27 protein-coding genes are annotated in these 23360 nt (G+C 69.7%); 18 read left to right on the top strand and 9 right to left on the bottom strand.

Annotated features, from left to right (window positions below; genetic code table 11):
- The first annotated feature begins 40 nt into the window (after positions 1-40).
- Both IEX91_RS05680 and IEX91_RS05675 read left to right on the top strand, forming a co-directional pair.
- On the top strand, positions 41-943 hold the full coding sequence (locus tag IEX91_RS05680; RefSeq protein ID WP_188877644.1) for an AAA family ATPase: 903 nt from the start codon (positions 41-43) through the stop codon (positions 941-943).
- Positions 943-2145, top strand: a complete 1203-nt coding sequence (locus IEX91_RS05675) for a VWA domain-containing protein (protein ID WP_188877643.1) — start codon at positions 943-945, stop codon at positions 2143-2145. The genes IEX91_RS05680 and IEX91_RS05675 overlap by 1 nt, the downstream gene beginning before the upstream one ends.
- A 228-nt stretch (positions 2146-2373) precedes the next feature.
- Here the strand turns inward: IEX91_RS05675 and hisH are convergent, their stop codons facing one another.
- The 4 genes from hisH to IEX91_RS05655 all read right to left on the bottom strand — a co-directional run bounded on the left by hisH (position 2374) and on the right by IEX91_RS05655 (position 5264).
- Positions 2374-3033, bottom strand: coding sequence for an imidazole glycerol phosphate synthase subunit HisH (gene hisH / locus IEX91_RS05670; RefSeq protein WP_188877642.1), 660 nt, complete (start codon positions 3031-3033; stop codon positions 2374-2376).
- A gap of 869 nt (positions 3034-3902) precedes the next feature.
- Positions 3903-4499: a uracil-DNA glycosylase gene (locus IEX91_RS05665; RefSeq protein ID WP_188877641.1), complete on the bottom strand. Its 597-nt coding sequence runs from the start codon at positions 4497-4499 to the stop codon at positions 3903-3905.
- A gap of 24 nt (positions 4500-4523) precedes the next feature.
- Positions 4524-5087, bottom strand: a complete 564-nt coding sequence (locus tag IEX91_RS05660; protein ID WP_188877640.1) for an endonuclease dU — start codon at positions 5085-5087, stop codon at positions 4524-4526.
- On the bottom strand, positions 5088-5264 hold the full coding sequence (locus IEX91_RS05655; RefSeq protein WP_188877639.1) for a DUF5786 family protein: 177 nt from the start codon (positions 5262-5264) through the stop codon (positions 5088-5090). It abuts the gene before it with no gap.
- Positions 5265-5333: 69 nt separating this feature from the next.
- Here IEX91_RS05655 and IEX91_RS05650 point away from each other — a divergent pair, with 69 nt between their 5' ends.
- The 3 genes from IEX91_RS05650 to IEX91_RS05640 all read left to right on the top strand — a co-directional run bounded on the left by IEX91_RS05650 (position 5334) and on the right by IEX91_RS05640 (position 7522).
- Positions 5334-5945, top strand: a complete 612-nt coding sequence (locus IEX91_RS05650; protein ID WP_188877638.1) for an MBL fold metallo-hydrolase — start codon at positions 5334-5336, stop codon at positions 5943-5945.
- Positions 5946-6065: 120 nt separating this feature from the next.
- A complete protein-coding gene (locus IEX91_RS05645; RefSeq protein ID WP_188877637.1) occupies positions 6066-7307 on the top strand; it encodes an Nramp family divalent metal transporter in 1242 nt (413 codons plus the stop codon).
- A gap of 68 nt (positions 7308-7375) precedes the next feature.
- Positions 7376-7522 carry a 50S ribosomal protein L40e gene (locus IEX91_RS05640; RefSeq protein ID WP_188877636.1) on the top strand — a complete coding sequence of 49 codons (147 nt, stop codon included), beginning with the start codon at positions 7376-7378 and terminating at the stop codon, positions 7520-7522.
- Positions 7523-7712: 190 nt separating this feature from the next.
- On the opposite strand, the gene IEX91_RS05635 is transcribed toward IEX91_RS05640, so the two are convergent.
- A complete protein-coding gene (locus IEX91_RS05635; protein WP_188877635.1) occupies positions 7713-8216 on the bottom strand; it encodes a DUF367 family protein in 504 nt (167 codons plus the stop codon).
- On the bottom strand, positions 8216-9601 hold the full coding sequence (serS, locus tag IEX91_RS05630) for a serine--tRNA ligase (protein WP_188877634.1): 1386 nt from the start codon (positions 9599-9601) through the stop codon (positions 8216-8218). The genes IEX91_RS05635 and serS overlap by 1 nt, the downstream gene beginning before the upstream one ends.
- A 94-nt stretch (positions 9602-9695) precedes the next feature.
- On the opposite strand from serS, the gene IEX91_RS05625 reads away from it, so the two are divergent.
- The 6 genes from IEX91_RS05625 to IEX91_RS05600 all read left to right on the top strand — a co-directional run bounded on the left by IEX91_RS05625 (position 9696) and on the right by IEX91_RS05600 (position 17331).
- A complete protein-coding gene (locus IEX91_RS05625; protein ID WP_188877632.1) occupies positions 9696-10622 on the top strand; it encodes an MBL fold metallo-hydrolase in 927 nt (308 codons plus the stop codon).
- A 72-nt stretch (positions 10623-10694) separates the two neighbouring features.
- Positions 10695-12578, top strand: coding sequence for a cation:proton antiporter domain-containing protein (locus IEX91_RS05620; protein ID WP_245332878.1), 1884 nt, complete (start codon positions 10695-10697; stop codon positions 12576-12578).
- A 31-nt stretch (positions 12579-12609) separates the two neighbouring features.
- Positions 12610-13206, top strand: a complete 597-nt coding sequence (locus tag IEX91_RS05615; protein WP_188877939.1) for an arsinothricin resistance N-acetyltransferase ArsN1 family B — start codon at positions 12610-12612, stop codon at positions 13204-13206.
- A 141-nt stretch (positions 13207-13347) separates the two neighbouring features.
- Positions 13348-15096, top strand: a complete 1749-nt coding sequence (locus IEX91_RS05610) for a flippase activity-associated protein Agl23 (protein WP_188877630.1) — start codon at positions 13348-13350, stop codon at positions 15094-15096.
- 55 nt (positions 15097-15151) lie between these two features.
- Positions 15152-16504, top strand: coding sequence for an ATP-binding protein (locus tag IEX91_RS05605; protein WP_188877628.1), 1353 nt, complete (start codon positions 15152-15154; stop codon positions 16502-16504).
- Positions 16505-16506: 2 nt separating this feature from the next.
- Positions 16507-17331, top strand: a complete 825-nt coding sequence (locus IEX91_RS05600) for an MBL fold metallo-hydrolase (protein ID WP_188877627.1) — start codon at positions 16507-16509, stop codon at positions 17329-17331.
- Between the two features lie 120 nt (positions 17332-17451).
- On the opposite strand, the gene IEX91_RS05595 is transcribed toward IEX91_RS05600, so the two are convergent.
- A complete protein-coding gene (locus tag IEX91_RS05595) occupies positions 17452-18426 on the bottom strand; it encodes a DUF5787 family protein (protein ID WP_188877626.1) in 975 nt (324 codons plus the stop codon).
- A gap of 42 nt (positions 18427-18468) precedes the next feature.
- A complete protein-coding gene (locus tag IEX91_RS05590) occupies positions 18469-19332 on the bottom strand; it encodes a ZIP family metal transporter (protein WP_188877624.1) in 864 nt (287 codons plus the stop codon).
- Positions 19333-19535: 203 nt separating this feature from the next.
- Between IEX91_RS05590 and IEX91_RS05585 the strand changes: the two genes are divergently transcribed.
- From IEX91_RS05585 to IEX91_RS05565, 5 genes are read left to right on the top strand one after another with little or no spacing between them, the layout of a single operon-like run.
- Positions 19536-20774, top strand: a complete 1239-nt coding sequence (locus IEX91_RS05585) for a translation initiation factor IF-2 subunit gamma (RefSeq protein WP_188877623.1) — start codon at positions 19536-19538, stop codon at positions 20772-20774.
- Position 20775: 1 nt separating this feature from the next.
- The gene (locus tag IEX91_RS05580; protein ID WP_188877622.1) at positions 20776-21159 is read left to right on the top strand and encodes a twitching motility protein PilT; all 384 of its coding nucleotides are present in this window, start codon (positions 20776-20778) and stop codon (positions 21157-21159) included.
- Positions 21160-21720, top strand: a complete 561-nt coding sequence (locus tag IEX91_RS05575) for a DNA-directed RNA polymerase (protein WP_188877621.1) — start codon at positions 21160-21162, stop codon at positions 21718-21720. It begins immediately after the preceding gene.
- A 1-nt stretch (position 21721) separates the two neighbouring features.
- Positions 21722-21919, top strand: a complete 198-nt coding sequence (spt4, locus tag IEX91_RS05570; RefSeq protein WP_188869467.1) for a transcription elongation factor subunit Spt4 — start codon at positions 21722-21724, stop codon at positions 21917-21919.
- 7 nt (positions 21920-21926) lie between these two features.
- Positions 21927-22463, top strand: coding sequence for a GTP-dependent dephospho-CoA kinase family protein (locus tag IEX91_RS05565; RefSeq protein ID WP_188877620.1), 537 nt, complete (start codon positions 21927-21929; stop codon positions 22461-22463).
- Here the strand turns inward: IEX91_RS05565 and IEX91_RS05560 are convergent.
- Positions 22457-22612, bottom strand: a complete 156-nt coding sequence (locus IEX91_RS05560; protein WP_188877619.1) for a hypothetical protein — start codon at positions 22610-22612, stop codon at positions 22457-22459. The genes IEX91_RS05565 and IEX91_RS05560 overlap by 7 nt on opposite strands.
- Positions 22613-22900: 288 nt before the next feature.
- Here IEX91_RS05560 and IEX91_RS05555 point away from each other — a divergent pair, with 288 nt between their 5' ends.
- Positions 22901-23212 carry a 30S ribosomal protein S24e gene (locus IEX91_RS05555; RefSeq protein ID WP_188877618.1) on the top strand — a complete coding sequence of 104 codons (312 nt, stop codon included), beginning with the start codon at positions 22901-22903 and terminating at the stop codon, positions 23210-23212.
- Complete coding sequence (locus IEX91_RS05550; RefSeq protein WP_188877617.1) at positions 23212-23346, top strand: 30S ribosomal protein S27ae; 135 nt, start codon at positions 23212-23214, stop codon at positions 23344-23346. Before IEX91_RS05555 ends, IEX91_RS05550 begins: the two co-directional genes overlap by 1 nt.
- Positions 23347-23360 lie beyond the last annotated feature (14 nt).

Raw genomic sequence — 23360 nt, 5'->3', positions numbered from 1 at the left:
TCGCGGGTGCTTTTTGCCGTCGGGCACGTATCGGTGGTCGATGACCGCTTTCGCGGACGCGACGGAGGCCGACGTGCGCGCGGCCTTCGACCGGCAGGACTACGTCGCCGGCGACGACGTCGTGACGACGGCGCTCTTGGCGCTCCGGCTCGGCAACCCCCTGCTCGTCGAGGGCGCGCCGGGCGCGGGAAAGACCGAGCTCGCCAAGACGCTCGCGCGCGGCTTCGACACCGATCTCGTCCGCCTCCAGTGCTACGAGGGGTTGGCGGCCGAGAACGCCCTCTACGAGTGGAACTACACGAAACAGCTCCTCGCCGTCGAGGGCGAGGAGGCGAGCGTCGACGGCGAGCACTCCGTCTTCGACGAGGAGTACCTGTTGGAGCGCCCGCTGCTGCGCGCGCTCGCCGACGCGGACGACGGCGAGAACCCGCCCGTGTTGCTCGTCGACGAGGTCGATCGGGCCGACGAGGCCTTCGAGGCCCTCCTCCTCGAGGTGCTCTCCGACTTCCAAGTCTCCGTGCCCGAGCTCGGCACGATCTCGGCCGATCGGCCCCCGATCGTCGTGCTCACGTCGAATCGGACGCGGGGGCTCTCCGACGCGCTCAAGCGCCGCTGTCTCTACCTCCACGTCGAACCGCCGTCGTTCGAGCGAGAGCTGGAGATCGTCGAGCGCAAGTCCGCCCTCGACACCGACGTCGCCGCGGCGGTCTGCGGCGTCGTACAGGCGCTTCGCGAGCGCGCGCTGCGCAAACAGCCCGGCGTCGCGGAGACGCTCGACTGGGCGGACGCGCTCGCCGCGCTCGGGGTCGAAGAGCTCGACGCGGCGACCGTCGAGCGGACGATCGGCTGCCTGTTGAAGGACGCGACGGACGTCGCCGAGATCGACGCCGAGGCCATCGAGGCCGCGCTCGACGAGGCGCGCGCCGGGACGCGGGCGGCGTGATGGACGACCACCTCCGGGCGGAGCTCGTCCGCTTCGCCACCGCGCTCCGGGCGGGCGGCGTCGCGGTCCCGGGGGACGGCGCGCTCGCGGCCGCCGACGCGCTCGCCGCGCTCGACGACCGGGGCCGCGAGGCCGTCCGGGCGGCGCTGCGCGCGACGCTCTGCACCCGCCCCGCGGACGAGGACGTCTTCGCGTCGCGCTTCGAGACGTTCTGGACGCGCGTCCGGGGCGGCGATACGGCGTACGGCGACGACGACGGCGTCGCCACGCTCGACACGAGCGCCGAGGGGGTGGCAGACGCCCCCGGTCAGATGGTCGTCGACGAGAACGCCGCGATGCCGGGCGGAGCGGGCGGCGAACGCAGCGGCGGCGTCGGCCCGAGTCAGAGCGAACGCGCCGGCAGCCAGTACAGCGCCGACGGCGCGAGCGAGCGGGTGTCGCTCGACGGCGTGCGCGGCGACGAGGGGTCCGTCGACGACGCCGTCGCGACGTTCACGGACGCCGTCGCATCGCTCCCCGGCCGCCGCTGGGGACGGGGGACGGGGGCACCCGACGTCCGGCGCGCGCTCCGCCGCGGGGCCGCGACGGGCGGCGTCCCGCTCCCGCTTCCGGAGCGCGAGCGCGAGCGCAGCGCGGCGCGCGGCCTCGTCTTCGTCGACGTCAGCGGCTCCGTCCTCGATCACCTCGATCGGGACGTCCTGATCGGGTTCTGCCACGCGATCCGGCGGCGGTGGCGCCGAACGCCGATCTACTTCTTCGACACCGCGCTCCGCGACGTCAGCGGGGCGTTCGACGTCTCGTCGCCGGCGGCGGCCGCGGACGTCCTCGAATCGACGCGGGTCGAGTGGGGCGGCGGCACCCGGATCGGCGACGCGCTGGCCGGCCTCCACCGCGAGCGACCGGAACGCGTCGGCCGACACGATACCGTCGTCGTCGTCAGCGACGGGATCGAACGCGGCGACACCGACGGCCTGCGCGAGCAGGCCGCGTGGCTCTCGCGGCGCGCCGGGCGGGTCCTCTGGCTGAATCCGCTCGCTGCCGACGAGCGCTGGACGCCGAGCGCGCCCGGCATGCGCGCCGTCCTCCCCTACCTCGATGGCCTGTACGCGTTCGCCGACACCGACGACCTCGCCGCGCTCGCCGCCGACCTGAAACGACACGGGCCGACGCTCCGCGCCGCCGACGGTCGCGGATCGGCGTGACCGAGCCGACGGAGAGCACGTCACGCGCGGCGTTCGTGCGGTCGCTGACGACGCCGCACAGATGACGACGCCGCGCAGAGATCGAAGCGGACCATGTCTTTCCACCTCGGGGCCGTCCGACGACCCCCTCGGTCCAAAAACGTGGTCCACGCGAACGAAGTGAGTGCGAGAGCAACGAGACGGGACGCGTCTCGCGGGGGTGAAAATTCCGAGCGCTTCGCGCTCGTCCTACGACTCCGCGCAGAGGTCGACGTAGTTCCGGAGGATCCGCAGACCGGTCTCGCCCGACTTCTCGGGGTGGAATTGCGTGCCGAAGACGGTGCCGTCGTCGTTCGTGACCACGGAGGCGAAGTCCGTCCCGTAGTCGGTCGTCGTGACGACGTGCGTCGGATCGTCGGGCTCGGCGTAGTAGGAGTGGACGAAGTAGGCGTACTCGCCCTCGACGCCCGCGACGAGCGGGTGCTCGTGCTCGACGTGGAGCTCGTTCCACCCCATGTGCGGGACCTTCAGGTCGGGATCGTCGAAGCGGACGTTCGTCCCGGGGATCAATCCGAGGCCCTCGACGTCGCCCTGTCCCTCGCGATCGGCTTCCTCGCTCGTGTCGAGGAGCATCTGCATCCCGAGGCAGATGCCGAACAGCGGCGTGTCCGAGGCCGCGACGTCGCGCAGGGCCTCCCTGAAGGGACCGGCGTTCTCCATGCCGTCGCCGAACGCGCCGACCCCCGGGAGGACGACGCCGTCGGCGTCGGTGAGCGCCTCGGGATCGTCGGATATCTCCACGGCCGCGCCCGCGCGTTCGAGACCGCGCGTCACGCTCCGGAGGTTCCCGAGACCGTAGTCGACGACGACGACGTCCGCCGTCGTCTCGCGGGGAGACTGCGTACTCATACGGGAGAGTGGGGGACGGCGAACCAAGTCGGTTTCCCCTCCATCTTTTTCCGGCAGGGGGTCGCCTGCGGCGACCCCCGTACCGCAAAAACATGGGTGAAAAAGGCCGGTCGCCGGAGGCGACCGGTGAAACTCGCGCTTCGCGCGAGTACGCTTGACCGCGCCGCGACCCTCAACCAACGTTAGATATAGAGCAGCGATTGAACATTAGATAGAGAGCGCGTGCCTAACCGTATAAATGGGGTACCCCGGTGTATTTTCGGCGTTGGTAGAGATAGATGAGGGCTCCGGGCACTGTAATGACCATCCAGAGGATTGGAACCACGAAATTTCCGAGTTGGACGAGCGCAATGAGTCCATACCACCAACTTGGTGACCACTCATCGGACTTCTTCCGAAGTGCGCGAATATCCAAGAGAAGAGACGCTGAGAACGCAATAGAGGACAAATAAACAATGAGTGATGCAAAAAATAAGCCGACTACACCGATAATAAATGCTATCATATGCTGGTTATTGGAGCCAGGTGACTGAGCAGTGAGTGCAATTAGTTGGAACGCGTAGAGAATCCCAGCCAGAATCGGTAATGAGGCCACACCGTACCACCATCGTGATGAAGATGAACTCATTACAGATATTTGATTGAATTCGCGTATATACTCTAGGGTTGTGTTCTGTGTTCAGTTCGCACACAGACCGAACGATCCAGGTGGATAGCGTCCGGCGACCAAGTGGTCCGAAGGACCCGGTAGGTCGCCGGTTCCCTCGCCGGAGGGCGAGGTGCGAGCGCGACCGTAGGGAGCGCGACGCGCTTTTGGCCGAGCTTTTGCCGAGCGCCGGCGAAAGCCGGCGGGCAGAGCAAAAGGTCGTTTAGAAGTCCCCGAGGCTCGACTGGCCGCCCTCGGCGCCGACGATGGTGGCGACTTTCTCGATAGTGCCCTCGAAGGTGTCCTTCTGCGAGCGGTCGTAGAGCGTCGCGGCGGGGTGGACGCAGACGAGGACGTCGAGGCGCGTCTCACCGATCGAGACGGTTTCGATCGTCCCGGCTTCGTTCGTGACGGCGACGTCGCGTCCGAGGAGGTGTTGGGCGGGGACCTTGCCGAGCGCGACGACGACATCAGGATCGATGGCTTCGAGCTCGGCGTCGAGATACGCCCGGCAGTTGGCGAGTTCCTCGGCGCTCGGATCGCGGTTCTCCGGGGGGCGACAGCGCACGCAGTTCGTGATGCGGACGTCCCGCCTGCGGAGGCCGTGCGTGTCGAGGGCGTCGTCGAGGACGTCGCCGCTGCGGCCGACGAAGGGCTCGCCCTGCTCGTCCTCGTTCGCGCCCGGTCCCTCGCCGACGAAGACGACGTCGGCGTCGTCGGGGCCGACGCCGTTGACGATGCGGCTACGGGAGTCGACGAGAGCGGGACACTTCCGGCAGGCTGTAACGCAGAGGCCGTCCATCCCGTCGGGGTCGCTCATACTCGCGGGTCGGCGCCGAGGGCGTTAAGCCTCCGGGTTCCGACGGTAGCGGTCGGCGGCGCGCGCGGCCTCGCGGGCGACGCGAAGGGGGTCGGGTCGTCCGCCCTCGGGGGTGAACGCCTGGACGATCCGCGCGGGCTCGTCACAGCCGACGCTCCGGACGTAGACGGTGTCGTCGTTCACGGGAACGGCGTGGCGCTCGGGGAGCGCGCGGTAGCGGGCGAGGCGCTCGGCGGCCGCGGCGTCGTCGAACTCGCGTCGGATGGCGTCTTCGAGGCCGTCGCTCGACTCGAAGGAGACCGCGAGAACCGGGCGTCCAGTCGCGTCGTGGAGGCGATCGACGTCGAGGACGTTGTACCACGCGAGCGCGACGCCGGCGACGAGGACGTATCGGACGTCGGGCCGATCGAGGCCGTTCCAGACGTCGATGGCGGCGGTAGTGGCGTCGCTCCCACCGACGGCGCAAGAGGAGAAACGGAAGTCGTCGACGACGCGGTCGGCGCGGACGACGGCGCCCGCGAGCGTGCTCCGGCCACCCTCGCCGACGTAGGACTCGGCGAGGCCGAGCGCGCGAGCGCCGGTCTTCACTTACTCGCCCTTGATGTCCTGCAGTTTGTCCAGCAGCTCGTCGTTGCTAGCGTCGATCTCGTACTCCACTTGGCCCTCGTGGGCGTTCTGCTCGGTCTCGACGCCCTCGCCGTCGGCGTCGTCCGAATCGAGTTGCTGTCGCTCCTGCTCGGACTCATCGTAGCTTCCGAATCCCATACGAGAACGATCCGGGCTCAACTACTAAAAGGAACCGGATATTTAAAACTAGGGTGTATAGGCGCGGACGTGCGCGTCGAACACGTCACCGCCGCGGCGGAATCGTTCACCTGCAACGCCTACCTCGCGCTCGGCGACCGGACCGTCCTCGTCGACGCGGGCGCGATGGACGGCGTCGCGGACGTCGTCGCGGAGCACACCGACGGCCTCGACGCGGTCGTGCTCACGCACCAGCACGGCGATCACGTGGAGGCGCTCGACGAGGTCGTCGCGGCCTTCGACCCCGCGGTGTACGCCTACGCCGAGCACCCCCACCGAACGGACGCGCTCGACGGCGGCGATACGCTGCTCATCGGCGACGAGACCTTCGAGGCCGTGTACACGCCCGGCCACGCCGACGATCACCTGGCCTTCGTCTCCGCGACGACGCTCTTCTCCGGCGACGTGGTCGTCCACGACGACGGCGCGTTCGACTACGGGAGCTTCGGCCGGACGGACATGGCCGGACAGAGCCGAGAGGCGCTCGTCGAGAGCATCGAGCGCCTGCTCGACCGGATGCCGGCCGACGTCGAGCACATGTACGCCGGTCACGGCGCCACGTACCACGGCGACGTCCGCGACGTCGTCGAGACCGCCCTCACGCGCGCCGAGAAGCGCGAGCCGAAGTACCCCGAGGAGTAAGTCGACGAGCGGCGCCGTTCTCATCGCCTCCGGCCCATCGGACGCTCCACCAGCGACGGCACCGTGAGAAGAGTGAACGCAAAGACATATAATTAGACGAGGCTAATTCGAGGATAACTAATGTCGAATAACGCGTTCTCGATACGCGAGCTGGCGCGGTACATCGGGCCGGGCTTTCTCATCTCCGTCGCGTACATGGACCCCGGGAACTGGGCGACGAACATCTCGGGCGGCGCGAAGTACGGCACCGCGCTCCTCTGGGTGATCGTCCTCGCCTCGATCGTGGCGATGGGCATCCAGATCGTCGCCGCGAAGCTCGGCATCGCCACCGGGAAAGGGATCGCCGCCCTCTGCCGGGAGCGTCTCCCGCGGCCCGTCGTCTACGTGCTCTGGGCCGCCGCCGAGCTCGCCATGATCGCCACCGACATGGCGGAGATCATCGGCGCCGCCATCGGGTTCAGCCTCGTCTTCGGCCTCCCGCTGTGGGCGGGCGCGGTCCTCGCGGGCATCTCCAGTTTCGCCCTCCTCGGCGTGCGCTCGGCGTACCGGCGGGGCTTTCGCGCCATCGAGTTCGCCATCATGGCGCTCGTCGGCGTCATCGCGCTCGCGTTCGTCTTCGAGGTCGCCCTCGCCAAACCGGACCCGGCGAACGTCGCGCTCGGTCTCGCACCCTCCATCCCGAACGCCGGCGCGCTCTACGTCGCCATCGGTATCCTCGGCGCGACCGTGATGCCCCACTCCGTCTACCTCCACCCCTACATCGTCCAGGACCGGCGCAGCCGTCTCGTCGCCGAATCCGGAGACACCGAGGCCGTCCACCGGCGCCACTTCCGCTACGAGAGCATCGACACGATCGTCGCGCTGTTCGGCGCGATGTTCGTCAACGCCGCGATGCTCGTCGTCGCCGCCGCCGCGCTCACCGGTACCGGCATCGAGACCCTCGAAGAGGCCTACGTCACGCTCGCCGGCGTCTTCGGCGCCAACGCCAGCCTCGCGTTCGGGATCGCGCTCATCGCCGCCGGTCTCTCCTCCTCGCTTGTCGCCACCATGGCCGGCCAGACCGTCATGGACGGCTTCCTCGACTGGAACGTCTCCGTCTGGACCCGCCGCTCCGTCACGCTCGTCCCGAGTCTCGCCGTCGTCATCGCCGGTTTCGACCCGACGAGCGTCCTCGTCGCCAGCCAGGTCGCGCTCTCCTTCGAGTTGCCGTTCGTCCTCATCCCCCTCCTCTACTTCACCCGCGAGGAGGGGCTCATGGGGTCGTTCGTCAATCGAACGAGCACCACGAGCGTCCTCAGCCTCGTCGTCGCGGTGATCATCGCGCTCAACGGGTGGCTGCTCTACACGACGCTGTTCGGGTAACCCGAGTCGCCGACCGCCGAGGACCGCGATTCTAAAACCTTAACCGCTTCCGCGCCGATTCCGACAGTATGGCCGAGCAATCCATCGAGGACCGCCTCCTCGGAAAGCAGATCTGCATGCGCTGTAACGCGCGCAACGCGAAGGAAGCGACGCAGTGCCGCAAGTGCGGTTACGGCAAGCTCCGCCCGAAGGCCCGCGAGCGTCGCGCGACGTAGAACCGCGACCTTTTGCAAGCGCGGCCGAAGGCCGCGCACAGCAAGAGCTCGACCTCCGCGAGCGATCGGAGATCGTTCGCTGATCCCGCGGAACGCGGCGCGTTCCGCGGACAAAAGCCTTCCTCGCCACCGTCAGTGGCTCGTCGGCCTCGCGCTAGCGCGCGAGTGAGCCGTCACTCCGGTGGTTCCGCTACGCTTCCTCGCCCGCGTCGAGGTACTCCTGTTGGACCGCGACGACCTCCGTCGAGTCCGCGCACGCCGCGTATCGGCGCAGCGGCTCCTCGTTCAGTTCGAGGAAGGTGTGCCCCCACCGGAACTTGCCCAGTACGTCCTCGGCGTGCTCGCGTTCGCCGAGGATACAGAGCGCGCCCGCGAAGGCCTCCGCGGTGTTGAGCCGGAAGGGCTTCCCGTAGTTCACGGGGTTGGCGGCGACGAGGAAGGGGAGCGCGCGGTGATCGCCAGCCATCTCGAACATCGCGCGTTCGGCGGTCTCCCACGAGCAGTCGAGCGCGACGAGCGTCGAGTGATCGGCGTCGGCGGGCGAGAGCGCGGTGTCCGCGTGGGGGTTGAGGACGAGCCCGTACGGCGTCGCGCGGTTCGTCCGGTGGAGCTCGGCCATGTCGAAGCGCGCGAGCTTGCGGGCCGTGCACTTCTCGGGGTCGTCGTCGCCCTCGTAGCGGACGTGGAGGTCCACTACGCGTCGTCGCCCTCGCCGGCGCCGAGCGCGCTCTCACCGACCTTCTCGCGGCCCTCGATGACCGTCTGGCCGCCCATGTAGGGCTGGAGGGCCGCCGGGACGTCGACGGTGCCGTCCTCGTTCTGGTAATACTCGAGGATGGCGACGACGACGCGGGGGACGGCGAGACCGCTGCCGTTCAGCGTGTGGAGGTACTCCGCGGACTCGTGGGGCTCGGGCCGATAGCGGATGCCGGCGCGCCGCGCCTGGAAGTCCTCGAAGTTCGAGACGGAGGAGACTTCGAGCCACCGCCCGCCCTCCGCGGGGCCCTCGTCCATGTCGTCGCCGGGCGCCCACACCTCGAGGTCGTACTTCTTCGCCTGCGTGAAGCCGAGGTCGCCCGTGCACATCTCGAGGATGCGGTACGGGAGTTCGAGGCGGCGGAGGACCTCCTCGGCCTCGTCGACGAGACCCTCGAAGCGCTCCGCGGACTCCTCGGGGCGGACGAAGTTCACCATCTCGACCTTGTTGAACTGATGAACGCGAACGATCCCGCGCGTCTCCGTCCCGTGCTCGCCGGCCTCGCGGCGGAAGTTGGGACTGTACGCCTGATGTTTCAGCGGGAGGTCCTCGCCGAGCAGGATCTCGTCGCGGTACATGTTCGTCACGGGCACCTCGGCGGTCGGGAGGAGCCAGAGGTCGTCGTCGTCGTAGTCGGCCTCGTTGACGCCGCCGACGCGGTAGGCGTCCTCGACGAACTTCGGGAACTGCCCCGTCCCCTCCATCGACGCCGAGTTGACGGGGATCGGCGGGAAGACGTCGACGTACCCTTGCTCGCGGTGGACGTCGAGCATGAACTGGATCAGCGCGTGTTCGAGGCGCGCGCCCGCACCCTTGGCGAAGTAGAACCCGCCGCCCGACACCTTCGCGCCGCGCTCGAAGTCGAGGACGTCCAGGTCCTCGCCGAGATCGTAGTGCGGGACCACCTCGTCGGGGAGCTCGCGAAGGTCGTCGAAGCCCTCGCGGCGGCGCTCGACGTTCTCGGACTCGTCCGCGCCGACGGGCACCTCGTCCTGCGGGACCTGCGGGAGCGTCAACAGGAGGCGTTCGAGTTCGCCCTCCAGGTCGTCCGCGCGCGCCTCGACGTCCGCGAGCTCGTCCTTGAGCGACTGGGAGCGCTCGATGGCCTCCTGGGCCGCCTCCTCCTTCCCCTCCTGTTTCAGCTGCCCGATCTCCGAGGAGACCTCGTTACGCTCGTGTCTGAGGTCGTCGCCCCTCCGTTTGAGGTCGCGCCACTCCTCGTCGATCTCCAGGATCCGATCCAGGTCCGCGTCGACCCCCTTCTTCTCCAAGGCGTCGCGCACGACGTCCGGGTTCTCCCGAACGAACTGCCGGCTGAGCATACGTACGTGTTCCCGTCGGCGGGCAAAACGGTGACGGGATTCGTCTCCCTCGCCGGGCGGCGCTTTTTTCGCGCTTCCGGTCCCACGTCGAGTCATGCCACAGAGCGGCACGTCACCGGGGGACGTCGCGCGCGTCGACGCCTGCACGGACGTCCACTACGTCGACACGGGGATGTACGACACGCCGGGCTACGGCGCGGTGTACGTCGTCGACGCCGAACGGCCCGCGGTGCTCGATACGGGCATCGGCACGCACCACGAGCGCGTCCTCGACGCGCTGGACGAAGTCGGGATCGCGCGCGACGACCTCGGCGCGATCGTCGTCTCGCACGTCCACCTCGATCACGCGGGCGGCGCGGGCTTCCTCGCCGACGCCTGTCCGAACGCCGACGTCTACGTTCACGAGATCGGCGCCCCCCACCTCGTCGACCCCGCGGACCTCGTCGCGGGGACGAAGCGCGCCGTCGGCGACCAGTGGCGCTACTACGTCGACCCCGAGCCCGTCCCCGAGTCGCGGATCGTCGAGCTCGCGGACGGCGACCGGATCGACCTCGGCGATCGGACGCTCACGGCCCACCACGCGCCGGGCCACGCGCCCCACCAGGTCGTCCTCGAAGACGACCGGGACGGCTTCGTGCACACGGCGGACGCCGCGGGCATCTGGGTGCCCGCGCTCAGTGAGGTCCACGAGACGAGTCCGCCGCCGAACTTCGAGCTGGAGACCTGCCTCGACGACGTGGCGACGATCCGCGAGCGCGCCCCCGACGTCCTGCTCTACCCGCACTTCGGGCCGGTCGCCGACGACGTCGACGGCGTGCTCGACGAGTACGCGACCACCCTGCGGGAGTGGGTCGCGCGCGTCCGGGAGAAGCGCGCAGAGCTCGACGACGACGAGGCGGTCGAGCGGTACTTCGCGGAGCGGACGTCGCTGGACGAAGTCTGGCCGGCACACAAGGCCGAGGAGGAGGTGGCGATGAACGTGCGCGGGGTTCTAGTGGCGCTCGATAGGAGAGTAGCATAAACACCACCGAACAGTCGTGGAATTTCGCGCCGCGACCACCCCCATTTATTGCATATCCCCCAAAACAACCTACTGGTACCCGTGTCCGGATCGTCACTCATCTCACTCGTCGCGCTCATCCTCGTGCTGGGCGTCCTCGCCCAGCTCGTCGCCGCGCGACTCCGTGTGCCGAGCGTGTTGTTCCTCATCCTCGCGGGCGTCTTCGTCGGGCCGGTGTTCGGTCTCATCGGCCGCGATACGTTCGGAGGCGCGCTCTCCGGGATCGTCGGGGTGAGCGTCGCCATCATCGTCTTCGAGGGGGCGTTCCACCTGAAACTAGAGAAGCTTCGCGAAGCGCCCCGGGAGAGCTTACGTCTCGTGACGCTCGGAGCGGCGGTGGCCTTGCTCGGGACGGCGCTCCTCGTCAGGGTCCTCCTCGGGCAGCCGTGGGACGTCGCGTTCCTCATCGGCGCGCTCCTCGTCGCCACGGGGCCGACGGTCATCACGCCGATCCTCGAGGTCGTCCCGGTGCGCGATCGGGTCGGCGCGTCGCTCGAAACCGAGGGCGTCGTGAACGACGTCACGGCGGCGGTCATCGCCGTGGTCGCCTTCGAGGTCGTCACCGCGGAGGCCGCGACGACGAGCGAGGTCATCACCGCGTTCTCCGCGCGCATCGGCGTCGGCGTCGTCGCCGGCCTCGTCGTCGCGGGGGCCGCGTGGGCGCTCCTCCGCCGGATCGACCTCTCGCCGGGGAACGCCGTGCAGAACGCGCGGCTCGTCACGCTCGCAAGCGCGCTCGCCGCGTACGGCCTCGCGGAGCTCTCGGGGCTCGGGGAGGCCGGGCTCCCCGCCGTGGCGACCGCGGGCATCATCCTCGGGAACGCCGACCTCCCCTACGAGGAGGAGATCGAGACGTTCAAAGGCGATATCACGCTCATCGTCCTCTCCTTCGTCTTCATCGCGCTCGCGTCGCTGCTCTCGCTCGGCGACCTGCTACGCTTCGGGATCGCGGGCGTAGCGGTCGCGGCCGGGGCGGCCCTCGTCGTCCGCCCCCTCGCCGTCTTCGTCTCCACGTTCGGTGATCGCTTCACGATGGCCGAGCGGACGTTCATCAGTTTCGTCGGCCCCCGCGGGATCATCCCCGCGTCCGTGGCGACGCTCTTCGCGGTCCAGTTGCGCTCTGCCGGGATGGAGAACGCAGCGAACGCGCTCGTCAGCGTCGTCTTCCTCACCATCCTCCTCACGGTCGTATTCGAGGGCGGCCTCGCGAGGCACATCGCGGAATTCCTCGACGTCATACCCATGCGTGTCATCATCGTCGGCGGCGGCACCGTCGGTCGCGCGCTCGCAGAGCGCCTCGAAGACCGCGGTGAGAACGTCGTCATCGTCGAAATGGACGAATCGACCATCGAACTCACGCGCGAGCGCGGCTTCACGGTCCACGCCGGCGACGGCACGGACATGGACGTGTTACGCGCCGCGGGCATCGAGAACGCGAAGATCGTCGTCACCGCGACCGGCGACGACGACGCGAACCTGCTCGTCAGCCAGCTCGTCGACTCGAAGTTCGACCCCGAGACCATCATCGCGCGGGTCAACAACCCAGACAACGTCGACGCGTTCAGCGAGCTCGGCGTTCGCGCCGTCTCCTCCTCGCTCGCCACGGCGTGGAGCATCGACAACCTCATCGAGCGCCCGGCGCTCTCCAACTGGATGACGGAGATCGGACGCAGCGGCGATGTTCAGGAGATCGAGGTCACCGCGGACGACCTCGTCGGGCGCACGATCGGCGAGCTCGACGAACACCTCCCGAACGGCTGCATCATCGCGCTCGTCGGCCGCGACGGCGAGAACGCCGTCCCCAGCGAGGACTTCACCCTACAGGCGGGCGACCACCTCACCTTCCTCGGGCGGAAGGAGGCGGTCCGCGAGGCCGTCGAGCGGTGTAACCCCTCGTCGGCGGCGGAGAAGGCGTGATCGGCGGCCGAGCACCGCCCAGCGAACCGGCGTGAGCGATCCGGCGCTCCGCCTCGCAACGCCCGACGACGCGGCGGCGATCAGACGTATTTACGCGCCGTACGTCGCGGAGACGGCGATCACCTTCGAGACGGCGCCGCCGAGCGTCGCGGCGTGCCGCGAGCGGATCGCGGAGACGCTCCCCGACTATCCGTGGCTGGTCTGCGAGCGCGACGGCGACGTCGTCGGCTACGCGAGCGCCGGGCCGATCCGCGCGTACGGCGCCTTCGAGTGGGCCGTCGAGAGCACCGTCTACGTCACCGAGTCGGCACAGCGCCGCGGGATCGGGAGAGCGCTCTACGAGGCGTTACTCGCGCTGCTCGATCGACAGGGGTACGTCGTCGTCTACGCCGTCGTGACGCTCCCGAACGAGGCGAGCGTCGCGCTCCACGAGTCCCTCGGCTTCGAGCACGAGGGGACGTTCTCCGGGATGGGGTACAAGCACGGCGCGTGGCACGACGTGGGGTGGTGGTCGTACGCCCTCGGCGAGCGCCCGGCGGACCCGGACCCGCCCCGACCGCTCACTGCGCTCCGCGGACGCGAGGCGTGGAACGATGTCCTCGGGTCGCTCGACGCGCCCGCGGAGTGACCAGTCGCCCACAGAGCGGGGGAGAGACACGAGACCGGGCACGCCGACGACGGCGGCGGACGCGATCGCGGCGGGCGGCGCATTGGCCGGACCGCGCGCCGTCTCCTAAAGCGTTTTAGGAGCCACCACCCACGTAGCGCTATGGGCCAGCGTCTCCGCCGGTTCAGCCGCCCGCTCCCCGTCCTCCTCGTCGTCACCGCGCTCGCGCTCCTCGCCCGCCTCGTCGCGCTCGGCGCGCGCGTCGCCCACCAGGACGAGGGGCGCGTGGCCGACTGGATCCTCCACTACATGACGGTCGGACAGTGGCAGTATCGCCCGATCATCCACGGCCCCTTCCTCCCGCACGTCAACGGCGTCGTCTTCTCGTGGCTCGGGGCGACCGACGCCACGATGCGCCTCGTGGTCGCCGTCGGCGGCGGCCTCCTCCCGCTCTGTGCCTACCTCTACCGCGACCGACTGCGCGACGACGAAGTCGTGATCTTCGGTCTCCTGCTGGCCGCGAGCCCCGCGCTCCTCTACTACTCGCGGTTCATGCGCAACGACCTGCTCGTGGCCGCCTGCATGATGGCCGCGCTCGGCTGTTGGTCGCGGGCGGCCGCGACCCGCCGGATCCGCTACGTCCTCGCGGGGACCCTCCCGTTCGCCCTCGCGTTCACGATGAAGGAGAACGCCCTGCTCTACCCGGTGGCGTGGATCGGCGCGGGCGTCCTCGTCCTCGACAGACACCTGCTCGCCGCGGCGCTGAGCGAGCGCGGCCTCGTCGCGTCGGTGACCGACGCCGTCGGCGAGTGGAGACGGAGCGCCGAGACGCGGACCGCCGCCGCGTTCCTCCTCGCGCTTCCCGCCGCGCTCCTCGTCTTCGCCGCCGTCGTCGTCGCGTTCTACGCGCCGATCCCGGAGGTGTACGGGCTCTTCGGGGGGCCCGGCGCGTTCGCGGGCGTCGTCGAGACGGCGACGGTCGACACGTGGCACGCGTTCGTCGACACGTGGGCGCACGCGGGGATGAGCAGCCACTCCACCGTCGAGTTCGTCGGCCGCCTCCTGAAGATCGTCGGGCTGACCGCGACCGTCACCTGCGCGTTCGCGCTCGTCGGCTTCGTCCGAGAGCGCTACGGGCGCGGCGGGACGCGGAACGTCGTCGAGTTCTGCTTCTACTGGGGGACGGCGAGCATCTTCGGCTACGCGGTCGTGACGGACATCCTCGCCGGGTGGCTCGCGACGCACGTCGTCGCGCCGCTCGCGCTCCCCGCCGCGGTCGGCCTCGCGTGGGTGCACCGCGTCGGCAAGCGCGGCTACGTCGCCGGGGAGCCGATCGCGTTCCGCCTCGCCGCCGCGGTGTTGCTCGTGAGCGCGGCGGTCGTCGGCGGCACCGCGGCGTACACGAGCTACGCCGCCCCGCAGGACGGCGAGACGAACCCGCTCGTCCAGTACGCCCAGCCGGCGGGCGAGATGAAGCCGACGCTGGCCGAGATCGAGACGGTGGCCGCGGCGCACGACGGGATCGACGTCGTGTTCTACGGCGAGGAGTTCTACAACCCGAGCGACCTCGAACGGCCGCCGTCGCTGGAGATCGAGAGCGGGGGGTATCCGGGCTGGTTCGCCCGCCTCCCGCTCCCGTGGTACTTCGATCGGTACGGCGCGCGGGTCGGGAGCACGACCGACCGGAGCGTCCTCGCCGACCGCCAGCCGCCGGTCGTGATCGCGCTGGAGAGCGAGGCGGGAGCGGTCCGGAGCGCGCTCGACGCGGACGCCTACACCGAACGCACCCATCAGGGGTACCAGTCCGGGCGGCCGCTGGTCTTCTTCGTCCGCGACGACGCGACCGAGGGAGCGACGACCGACGCGGCGGGCGCGATGCCGGCACCGAACGGGAGCGTCGTGGCGGCGTGACGCGCCGTCGGTCGTCCGACGGTCTTATGCGGCGGGAGCGTCAATTCCGGGGGTAATGACCGATCGGGCGCTCGACGTCGTGGAGTTCCTCCTGACCGCACGCGTCTACGAGCGCAACACCGACCTCGATGAGAACGACCTCCCGCCAGCCGTCCGGAGCGCGCTCTGGGACGGCGACGGCGTCCCCCGACCCCCGCAGGCGACCGGCGAGGCCGTCGCGGAGGCGACCGACATCGCGGATCCGTGGGACGAGGTAGCGAGCCTGATGTTCACCGAACAGGACTCGTTCTCGGGGCGCATCCGCCTCGTGGACGACGAGATGGCGAAGGAGTGGTACGCGAACCACGCGAACGCCCCGCGGATCCAGGCGAACCCCGCGCTCGCCGCGGCCTACGAGGACGACTTCGACGACGTCGATTACGCGGCCGCCCGCGAGGCCAACCGTCCCGTGCAGGCCGATCCGCAGTGGATCGACGGCCTGCTGGAGGACATGTTCGACGAGGACGACGAGGAGATGCTCGACCTCGTGGAGGTGCAGGCCCCCGCGGAGATTGAGACGACGCTCGACGACCTCGTGCTCACCGACGAGCAGCAGGCGGAGACCGCGAAGGTCTCGAAGGCCATCGAGCACCGCGACTACCTCGCGCAGGTCGGGCTCGTCGAGGTCGGGAAGCTCCTCTTCGTCGGCCCGCCCGGCACCGGGAAGACCAGCACCGCGAGGGGGCTCGCCCACCGCCTCGATCTCCCGTTCGTCGAGGTGAAGCTCTCGATGATCACGAGCCAGTACCTGGGCGAGACCGCGAAGAACGTCGAGAAGGTCTTCGAGGTGGCGAAACGCCTGGCGCCCTGCGTGCTCTTCATCGACGAGTTCGACTTCGTGGCGAAGACCCGGACGAGCGACGAGCACGCCGCGATCAAGCGCGCCGTCAACACCCTCCTGAAGGCCATCGACGAGATGAGCCTCGTGAAGGACGACGTCCTGCTCGTCGGCGCGACGAACCACCCGGACGAGCTCGACGCGGCGGTGTGGCGGCGCTTCGACGAGATCCTGAGCTTCCCCAAACCCACCGAGCCGATGCGCGCGGACATCCTGCGGATCGTCACGCGCGGCATCGAAGTCGAGGGGTTCGACCCCGAGGCGATCGCCGCGAACACCGACGGTCTCACGGGGAGCGACCTCCGCCTCGTCCTCCGCGAGGCCGTCTTGGACGCGCTCGTCGAGGACCGCACCACGCTCTCGCAGGCCGACCTCCTCGACGCGGTCAAGTCCTTCGAGGAGCGCGATCACCTGCGGAACCTCGACAGCCTCGAAGAGGCGGTGGAGACGGAGGACGACGCGCACGACCACGGACACGATCACGACCGCGACCACGAACACGAACACGCGCCCGCCGACGCGGACGACTAGGGATGCGCGTGACGCTGCTCGGGACGGGCGACACCGCGGGAACGCCCCGGCCGGGGTGCGACTGCGACACCTGCCTCGCCGCCCGTGAGCGCGGCGTCGAGCGCACCCGCTCGTCCGTCCACGTCCGCAACGAGTCGACGGGCGACGTCCTCCTCATCGACGCGAGCCCGGACTTCCGACAGCAGTTCCTCCGCGAGGACGTGGCGCTCCCCGACGCCGCCGTCATCACGCACATCCACTTCGATCACCTGGACGGCTTGGGCAACGTCTATCGGCTCCTCGATCACCTCCCGGTCTACGCCGCGAACGAGACGGACCCGAAGACGAACGAGAGCGTCGCCGGGACGATCCGGCGGAAGTACGACTACCTCGAGACGGTGAGCGTCCAGTCGCGGACGCCCCACGAGTCCTTTCGCGTCTGCGGCTTCGACGTCACGCTCGTCCCCGTCGACCATCCCCCCCTGCTCACCTACGGCGTCGTCGTCGAGGAGCCCGAGACGGGCGCGACGCTCGCGCTCTCGGGGGACACGAGCTACCGGGTGCCCGCGGCCTCCCGAGACGCGCTCCGCGACGCCGACCTCCTGCTCGCCGACGGCATCGTCCCCGCGAGCCTCTGCGATTACCACCCGCTCGGCGGCCGCGACGAGGACGAGACGGGGACCCCGCGGACGTTCGGCACGAAACACATGACGCGGGAGGGCGCCGTGTCGCTCGCGGACGACCTGAACGCGGCCGAGTTGCGCGTGGTGCACGTCGCCCACCGCTATCCGCCCAACGAGGCGTTCGCGGCGCCGCTGGCGGTGGACGGCGAGACGTTCTCACTCTGAGGGGGAGGCGTACGCGACGCCGGTGACGAGGAGGCCGACGACGCCGGAGAGGACGACGCGAACGCCGGAGCGGGTGAGCGGGCGAGTGCGAGACACGTCGGAGAGCGGAGCCGAGTGCAGTTAGTCGTTCGTCCACCGCCCGAGGCCGGCCTGCGTGCGCGCGCTCGACGCGTCCGGGTCCCACGCCTGTCGGGCGGCGCGCTCCGCTTCGGGATCGACGTCGGGCGCGTCACCCGCGGCGTACCCCGGGCACGCCGGCCCGCACTCGCTCGCGGGATCGACGAGGCGGTCCTTGTACGCGCAGTCGGGGAGCGTCTCGACACCCGCCTCGCGCCCGCGCTGGGCGTTCGCACACGCCGGGAGGTCGTAGGTCCGCCACCCCTTCCCGTAGGCGCGTTCGGCGACGCGACGCCGTTGGGTGGCCTTCTCCGATGGGGGGACGGTGGCGACCTCGCGCCGACCGGGGTGGGCGTCGCCGGGTTCGAGCCCCCAGCCGTCGGCGTCGAGGCGCGTCGGTTCGCGCACCACCTCGATCGGCTCCGCGGCGTCGACGTCGACGCGCCAGACGCCGACGTCGGGCGGAAGGCGGTTGAGGTGCGCGCGCGTCACGTACGACTCGGTGGCGAGGACGGCGTAGTCGAGGACGCCGAGCGAGACGTCGTGGCGGAGTTGCGCGTCGAGGTCCCCCGGCTCCCCGAGGTCGGGTTTGTTCTCGATCCCCACGAGGTCGCCGACCCAGTCGGGGTAGCGCGCGGTCCGGCGGACGACCGCGTGGCCGTCCCGCCTGTCGAGGTCGAAGAAGCCCGCCTCGTGCCCGCGTTCGGCGAGGTCGCGGGCGCGGGCCGGCGACCCGTCGAAGGCCGCGGTGACGCGACGCCACCGGCCGACGCCGACGTCGGCCTCGATCGCGGCGACGGGAATCGCGTGGGGCGTGAGCCGCGTTCGAGCGTCGAACTCGGGGCCGCGCGTGAGACAGACGACGTCGACGATGCGCCCGCCGGCGGCGCGGACGCTCGTGCCGAGCTGGCGCGCCACCACCGGATACGACCGTTCGAGGTGAGCGCAGAGCCGGAGTTCGAACGCGAACTCTCGCATACGCCACGGGAGGGGCGCCGCGGGGTTAAGCGCCGCGTCGGATCAGGCGGCGAGCGCGACGTCGAGGGTGAGCATTACCATCAGGCCGGCCATCGTGCCGAGGGTAGCGGTGCGCTCGTAGCCCCGCGCGTGGCTCTCGGGGATGATCTCGTCGGAGATGACGTAGAGCATCGCGCCGGCGGCGAACCCCATCGCGTACGGGAGGACCGGAGTGGCGACGAGGACGGCCCACGCGCCGAAGACGGCGACCGGAACCTCGACGAGGCCGGCGCGAAGCCCCGTGATCATGGCGTAAAAGCGCGTTCCGAGACCCGCGTTGCGCGCGGCGATGGCGACGGCGAGCCCCTCGGGAACGTTCTGGATGCCGATGGCGAGCATCAGGGGGAGCGCCTCGCCGAGGTTCCCGGTGCCGAACCCGACGCCGACCGCGAGGCCCTCGGGCATGTTGTGGAGCGTGATGGCGACGATGAAGAGGAGGACGGAAGCGACGCGACCGTCGACGTCGAGGCCGGGGTCGTCGCTCGACGCCTCGGGATCCGTCGCGTCGCCCGTGTCGCGTTTCGCGGCGTCGGCGCGCGTGCCCCCGGTGACGAGGACGTGGACGTGGGGCACCCAGCGGTCCGCGCGGTCGAGGAGGAGGACGCCGAGGACGAGGCCGACGAGCACGGGGACGAGGCCACCGGCGTCGATCCCCGGGAGGATGAGGCTGGTGAAGCTCGCGGCGAGCATCACGCCTGCGGCGAACCCCAGCGCGCCGTCGAGCGCGCGCTCCGAGGGATCGCGCCAGACGATGATGCCGAGCGCGCCGACGAGGTTGAGCGCGGCGATGACGAGACCCCCGACGAACGCCTGCACGATCGGGTTAGAGCCGGCGACACCGACGAACGCGTCGGCGAACGCGCTCATCGGCGTCGATCGGTGAGTCGCGAGTGGTTCCCGGTGGTGGGTGAACGTGTCTGCATGCCGGTCGTAGGCGGAGGCGGGGGATAGTACCTGCGGCGGTCGGGGGTGGTCGTGCGAGGCGTCGGCACGGGCTGAGAACCGCCGCGACGCCGTCGAATCGGGGGCTTTATCATTTCTGCGGGGTGAAGTACCCGCAAGATTACTGCATGGCAGGAACTCACCGCCAACCGGAGGTGAACATCGGTCTCGTCGGGCACGTCGACCACGGAAAGACGACGCTCGTGCGCGCGCTGTCCGGCGAATGGACCGATCAGCACTCCGAGGAGATGAAACGCGGCATCTCCATCCGACTGGGCTACGCGGACGCGACGTTCCGGCGTTGCCCGGAGGACGAGCCCCCCGAGTGTTACACGGTCGAGGAGCACTGTTCGGAGCACGACGTCGACACCGACGTCCTGCGGACGGTGTCATTCGTCGACGCGCCCGGGCACGAGACGCTGATGGCGACGATGCTCTCCGGCGCGTCCCTGATGGACGGTGCGGTGCTGGTCGTCGGCGCGAACGAGGAGGTCCCTCAGCCCCAGACCGAAGAGCACCTGATGGCGCTCGACATCATCGGGATCGAGAACGTCGTCATCGCGCAGAACAAGATCGACCTGGTCGACGGCGAGCAGGCCCGCGAGAACTACGAGCAGATCCAAGAGTTCGTCGAGGGCACCGTCGCCGAGGACGCCCCGGTCGTCCCCGTGTCGGCCGAGCAGGAGATCAACCTCGACGTCCTCATCGAGACGATCGAGGAGGAGATCCCGACCCCCGAGCGCGATCCCGACGCGGACCCGCGGATGTACGTCGCGCGCTCCTTCGACATCAACCGCCCCGGCACGACGTGGGAGGGGCTCACTGGCGGCGTCCTCGGCGGGAGCCTCGTCGCGGGCGAGCTCGACGTCGACGACGACCTCGAACTCCGGCCGGGCCGCGAGGTCGAGGAGGGCGGCCAGTCCGAGTGGCAGTCCATCACGACGACCGTCCGCTCGCTTCAGGCGGGCGGCGAGGACGTCGACACCGTCACGCCCGGCGGCCTGCTGGGCGTGGGGACGGGCCTCGATCCGAGCATGACGAAGGGCGACGCGCTCGCCGGACAGGTCGCCGGCCACCCCGATGCGCTCCCGCCGACGTGGGAGTCCTTCGAGATGGAGGTCGACCTCCTCGAACGCCTCGTCGGCGCGGAGGAGGGCGAGACCATCGACGACATCAACACCGGCGAGCCGCTGATGCTCACCGTCGGCACCGCCACCACGGTCGGCGCGGTCACGTCCGCGCGCGAGGGCGAGTGCGAGGTGAACCTCAAGCGCCCGGTCTGTGCCGAGGTCGGCGACGTCATCGCCATCAACCGCCGCGTCGGCGCGCGCTGGCGTCTCATCGGCATCGGCCGCCTGCAGGGGTAACATGACGGAACGGGTCGCACTGGACGCGAACGCGCTGATGATGCCGGTCGAAGTCGGCGTTCGCGTCTTCGAGGAGCTCGATCGGGTCTGCGCCGACTACGACCCGGTCGTCCCCGACGTCGTCGCCGACGAACTGGCGTCGCTCGCCGACGGAAACGGCGAGGCGGCGACCGCGGCGGCGGTCGGGACGGACCTCGCGGCCCGCTGTGACGAACAGGAGACGGACGGACAGTACGCGGACGACGAGATCGTCGCGCTCGCCGACTCGGGCGCGGTCGACGTCGTCTGCACGAACGACGGCCCCCTCCGCGAGCGCGTACTCGCGGCCGGTACCCCGGTGATACACCTCCGGGGCCGGAATCGACTCACACGCACGCACCCATAGATGTACAAGCGCGCACGCCTGAAGGACACGGTAGAAGTACCCCCGGAGCACCTGGCGAACGTCTCGCCGGACCTGGTGAAACGCTTACTCCAGGACAAGCTCGAGGGGCGCATGGACGAGAACCTCGGTAGCGTCGTCACGGTGACGGAGGTCCACGAGATCGGCGACGGCGCGGTTCTCCCGAACCGACCTGGGGTGTATTACGAGGCGGAGTTCGACGCCGTCACGTTCGACCCCGAGATGCAGGAGGTCATCGACGGTGAGGTCGTCGAGGTCGTGAACTTCGGGGCGTTCGTCGGGATCGGCCCCGTCGACGGCCTGCTCCACGTCAGCCAGATCAGCGACGAGTACCTCGCGTACGACGAACAGAACCAACAGCTCGCCAGCCGCGAGTCCAGTGAGGTGCTCGGCGTCGACGACGCGGTCCGCGCACGGATCGTCACGAAGAGCATCGACGAGCGCAACCCGCGGGAGTCGAAGATCGGCCTCACCGCCAAACAGCCCGGTCTCGGCAAGCACGAGTGGCTCCGCAAGGCCGACGAGAACCCGGAGGCCGAGTAGGATGGCGTCGAACCGCCTCGCCTGCCACGACTGTCACCGGATCGTCGAACCCGACGAGGACGTCTGTCCCTACTGCGGGTCGAACGACCTCACGGAGGACTGGGCGGGCTACGTCGTCATCACGCACCCCGGGTCCTCCGAGATCGCGGAGAAGATGGAGGTCACGGAGGCGGGCGAGTACGCGCTGAAGGTCCGCTGACGGGTCGATGGAGACCGTCGCAACGTTGCCGAAGAGCGCGCGCGCGTCGTTCAAGGAGCCACTCGGCCCCGTCTTCGCGGACGCACACGAGCTACTCGACGGCGCGGGCGAGCCGATCGTCGCCGTCGGCGACGTCGTGAGCGCGCACCTCGGGCGGGCGGGCGTCGCGCCACACGTCGCGGTCGTCGACGGGAAGACGGAGCGCGAGTCGATCGCCGACGACGTGCTCGCCGACATCCCGAACGCGCCGCGGACCGTCGGCGTCGACTCGAAGCCGGGGACGCTCTCCGCCGAGTTAGTGCGCGCGCTCCGCGACGCCATCGACGCCGACGGTCCGACGCGGATCGACGTGACGGGCGAGGAGGACCTCGCCACGGTGCCCGCCGTCCTCCTCGCGCCCGCCGACGCGACGGTGGTGTACGGCCAGCCCGGCGAGGGGATGGTGCGCGCGAACGTCACCGCCGGCCTCCGCGAGCGCGTGCGCGACCTCGCCGAAGAGCTGGAGACGACCGCGGCGTTCTGGCGGCTCGTCGAGCGTCAGTAGTCGCGAAGCCACGCGAGGACGACGCCGACAGCCCCGAGAAACGCGAGCAGGAGGCCGACGGCCGAGACGTCGCCCGCCGAGGCCGAGTGGAGGAACCAGCCGAGCAGGAGCACCGCGAGGCCGGCTCGCTGCGCCAACGCCGTGCTCATCGGATCACCGTGGAAGGCATACGAGCGGGGACGGCGGAGCGCGAGAAAAGCGTTCGGCCGACCGACCGATCCACGTCGCCAGTGTCCGCGACCCGAGTGGCTCGGAGAGCCCGGTAGAGTCGCGGTTCGCTCGCCGTCAGGCGAGGCGCAAACGACCCCTACGGGGTCGTACAGCGCTTTTGGCCGAGCTTTTGCAAGCGACGGCGCGGCGAAGCCGCGCCGAGCGCTGCAAAAGGTCGTTCGTAATGCTTTTACTCGGTTCGGCGCCTTAGTGGATGACAACTGATCATGGAAATCGAAATCCTGAGCGAGGAGGGCAATCCGCTCCTCCACAGACAGGAGGTCCAGTTCGAGATCACGCACGACGAGGCGACGCCGTCCCGTCTCTCCGTCCGCGACTCCCTCGCGGCGACGCTGGACAAGGACAGCGACGAGGTCGTCGTCCGCAGCCTCGACACGAAGTTCGGGATGCGCAAGACCGTGGGCTACGCGAAGGTCTACGAGTCGCCGGACGCCGCCATCGACGTCGAGCAGGGCCACATGCTCGAACGCAACAAGATCGAGGCCGAGGGGGCCGAGGAAGCGGAGGCTGAGGAGTAATGTCCCGCGCCGACTACTACAACGACGACGGCACGGCGTCGAAGACCCAGTGTCCGCGCTGTGGCGACACCTTCCTCGCGGATCACTCGGACCGCGAGCACTGCGGGAAGTGCGGCTACACCGAGTGGAAGTAACGCGCTAACGTCTT

Source organism: Halarchaeum nitratireducens, from assembly GCF_014647155.1.
GTDB lineage: Archaea > Halobacteriota > Halobacteria > Halobacteriales > Halobacteriaceae > Halarchaeum > Halarchaeum nitratireducens.
This window is presented reverse-complemented; position numbering and strand designations above follow the sequence as displayed.

Coding starts and splice junctions, on each gene's coding strand:
- IEX91_RS05680 (WP_188877644.1), top strand. CDS start 41: ATGACCGCTTTCGCGGACGCGACGGAGGCCGACGTGCGCGCGGCCTTC.
- IEX91_RS05675 (WP_188877643.1), top strand. CDS start 943: ATGGACGACCACCTCCGGGCGGAGCTCGTCCGCTTCGCCACCGCGCTC.
- hisH (WP_188877642.1), bottom strand. CDS start 3,033: ATGAGTACGCAGTCTCCCCGCGAGACGACGGCGGACGTCGTCGTCGTC.
- IEX91_RS05665 (WP_188877641.1), bottom strand. CDS start 4,499: ATGAGCGACCCCGACGGGATGGACGGCCTCTGCGTTACAGCCTGCCGG.
- IEX91_RS05655 (WP_188877639.1), bottom strand. CDS start 5,264: ATGGGATTCGGAAGCTACGATGAGTCCGAGCAGGAGCGACAGCAACTC.
- IEX91_RS05645 (WP_188877637.1), top strand. CDS start 6,066: ATGTCGAATAACGCGTTCTCGATACGCGAGCTGGCGCGGTACATCGGG.
- IEX91_RS05640 (WP_188877636.1), top strand. CDS start 7,376: ATGGCCGAGCAATCCATCGAGGACCGCCTCCTCGGAAAGCAGATCTGC.
- serS (WP_188877634.1), bottom strand. CDS start 9,601: ATGCTCAGCCGGCAGTTCGTTCGGGAGAACCCGGACGTCGTGCGCGAC.
- IEX91_RS05625 (WP_188877632.1), top strand. CDS start 9,696: ATGCCACAGAGCGGCACGTCACCGGGGGACGTCGCGCGCGTCGACGCC.
- IEX91_RS05610 (WP_188877630.1), top strand. CDS start 13,348: ATGGGCCAGCGTCTCCGCCGGTTCAGCCGCCCGCTCCCCGTCCTCCTC.
- IEX91_RS05605 (WP_188877628.1), top strand. CDS start 15,152: ATGACCGATCGGGCGCTCGACGTCGTGGAGTTCCTCCTGACCGCACGC.
- IEX91_RS05600 (WP_188877627.1), top strand. CDS start 16,507: ATGCGCGTGACGCTGCTCGGGACGGGCGACACCGCGGGAACGCCCCGG.
- IEX91_RS05595 (WP_188877626.1), bottom strand. CDS start 18,426: ATGCGAGAGTTCGCGTTCGAACTCCGGCTCTGCGCTCACCTCGAACGG.
- IEX91_RS05590 (WP_188877624.1), bottom strand. CDS start 19,332: ATGAGCGCGTTCGCCGACGCGTTCGTCGGTGTCGCCGGCTCTAACCCG.
- IEX91_RS05585 (WP_188877623.1), top strand. CDS start 19,536: ATGGCAGGAACTCACCGCCAACCGGAGGTGAACATCGGTCTCGTCGGG.
- IEX91_RS05580 (WP_188877622.1), top strand. CDS start 20,776: ATGACGGAACGGGTCGCACTGGACGCGAACGCGCTGATGATGCCGGTC.
- IEX91_RS05575 (WP_188877621.1), top strand. CDS start 21,160: ATGTACAAGCGCGCACGCCTGAAGGACACGGTAGAAGTACCCCCGGAG.
- spt4 (WP_188869467.1), top strand. CDS start 21,722: ATGGCGTCGAACCGCCTCGCCTGCCACGACTGTCACCGGATCGTCGAA.
- IEX91_RS05565 (WP_188877620.1), top strand. CDS start 21,927: ATGGAGACCGTCGCAACGTTGCCGAAGAGCGCGCGCGCGTCGTTCAAG.
- IEX91_RS05560 (WP_188877619.1), bottom strand. CDS start 22,612: ATGAGCACGGCGTTGGCGCAGCGAGCCGGCCTCGCGGTGCTCCTGCTC.
- IEX91_RS05555 (WP_188877618.1), top strand. CDS start 22,901: ATGGAAATCGAAATCCTGAGCGAGGAGGGCAATCCGCTCCTCCACAGA.
- IEX91_RS05550 (WP_188877617.1), top strand. CDS start 23,212: ATGTCCCGCGCCGACTACTACAACGACGACGGCACGGCGTCGAAGACC.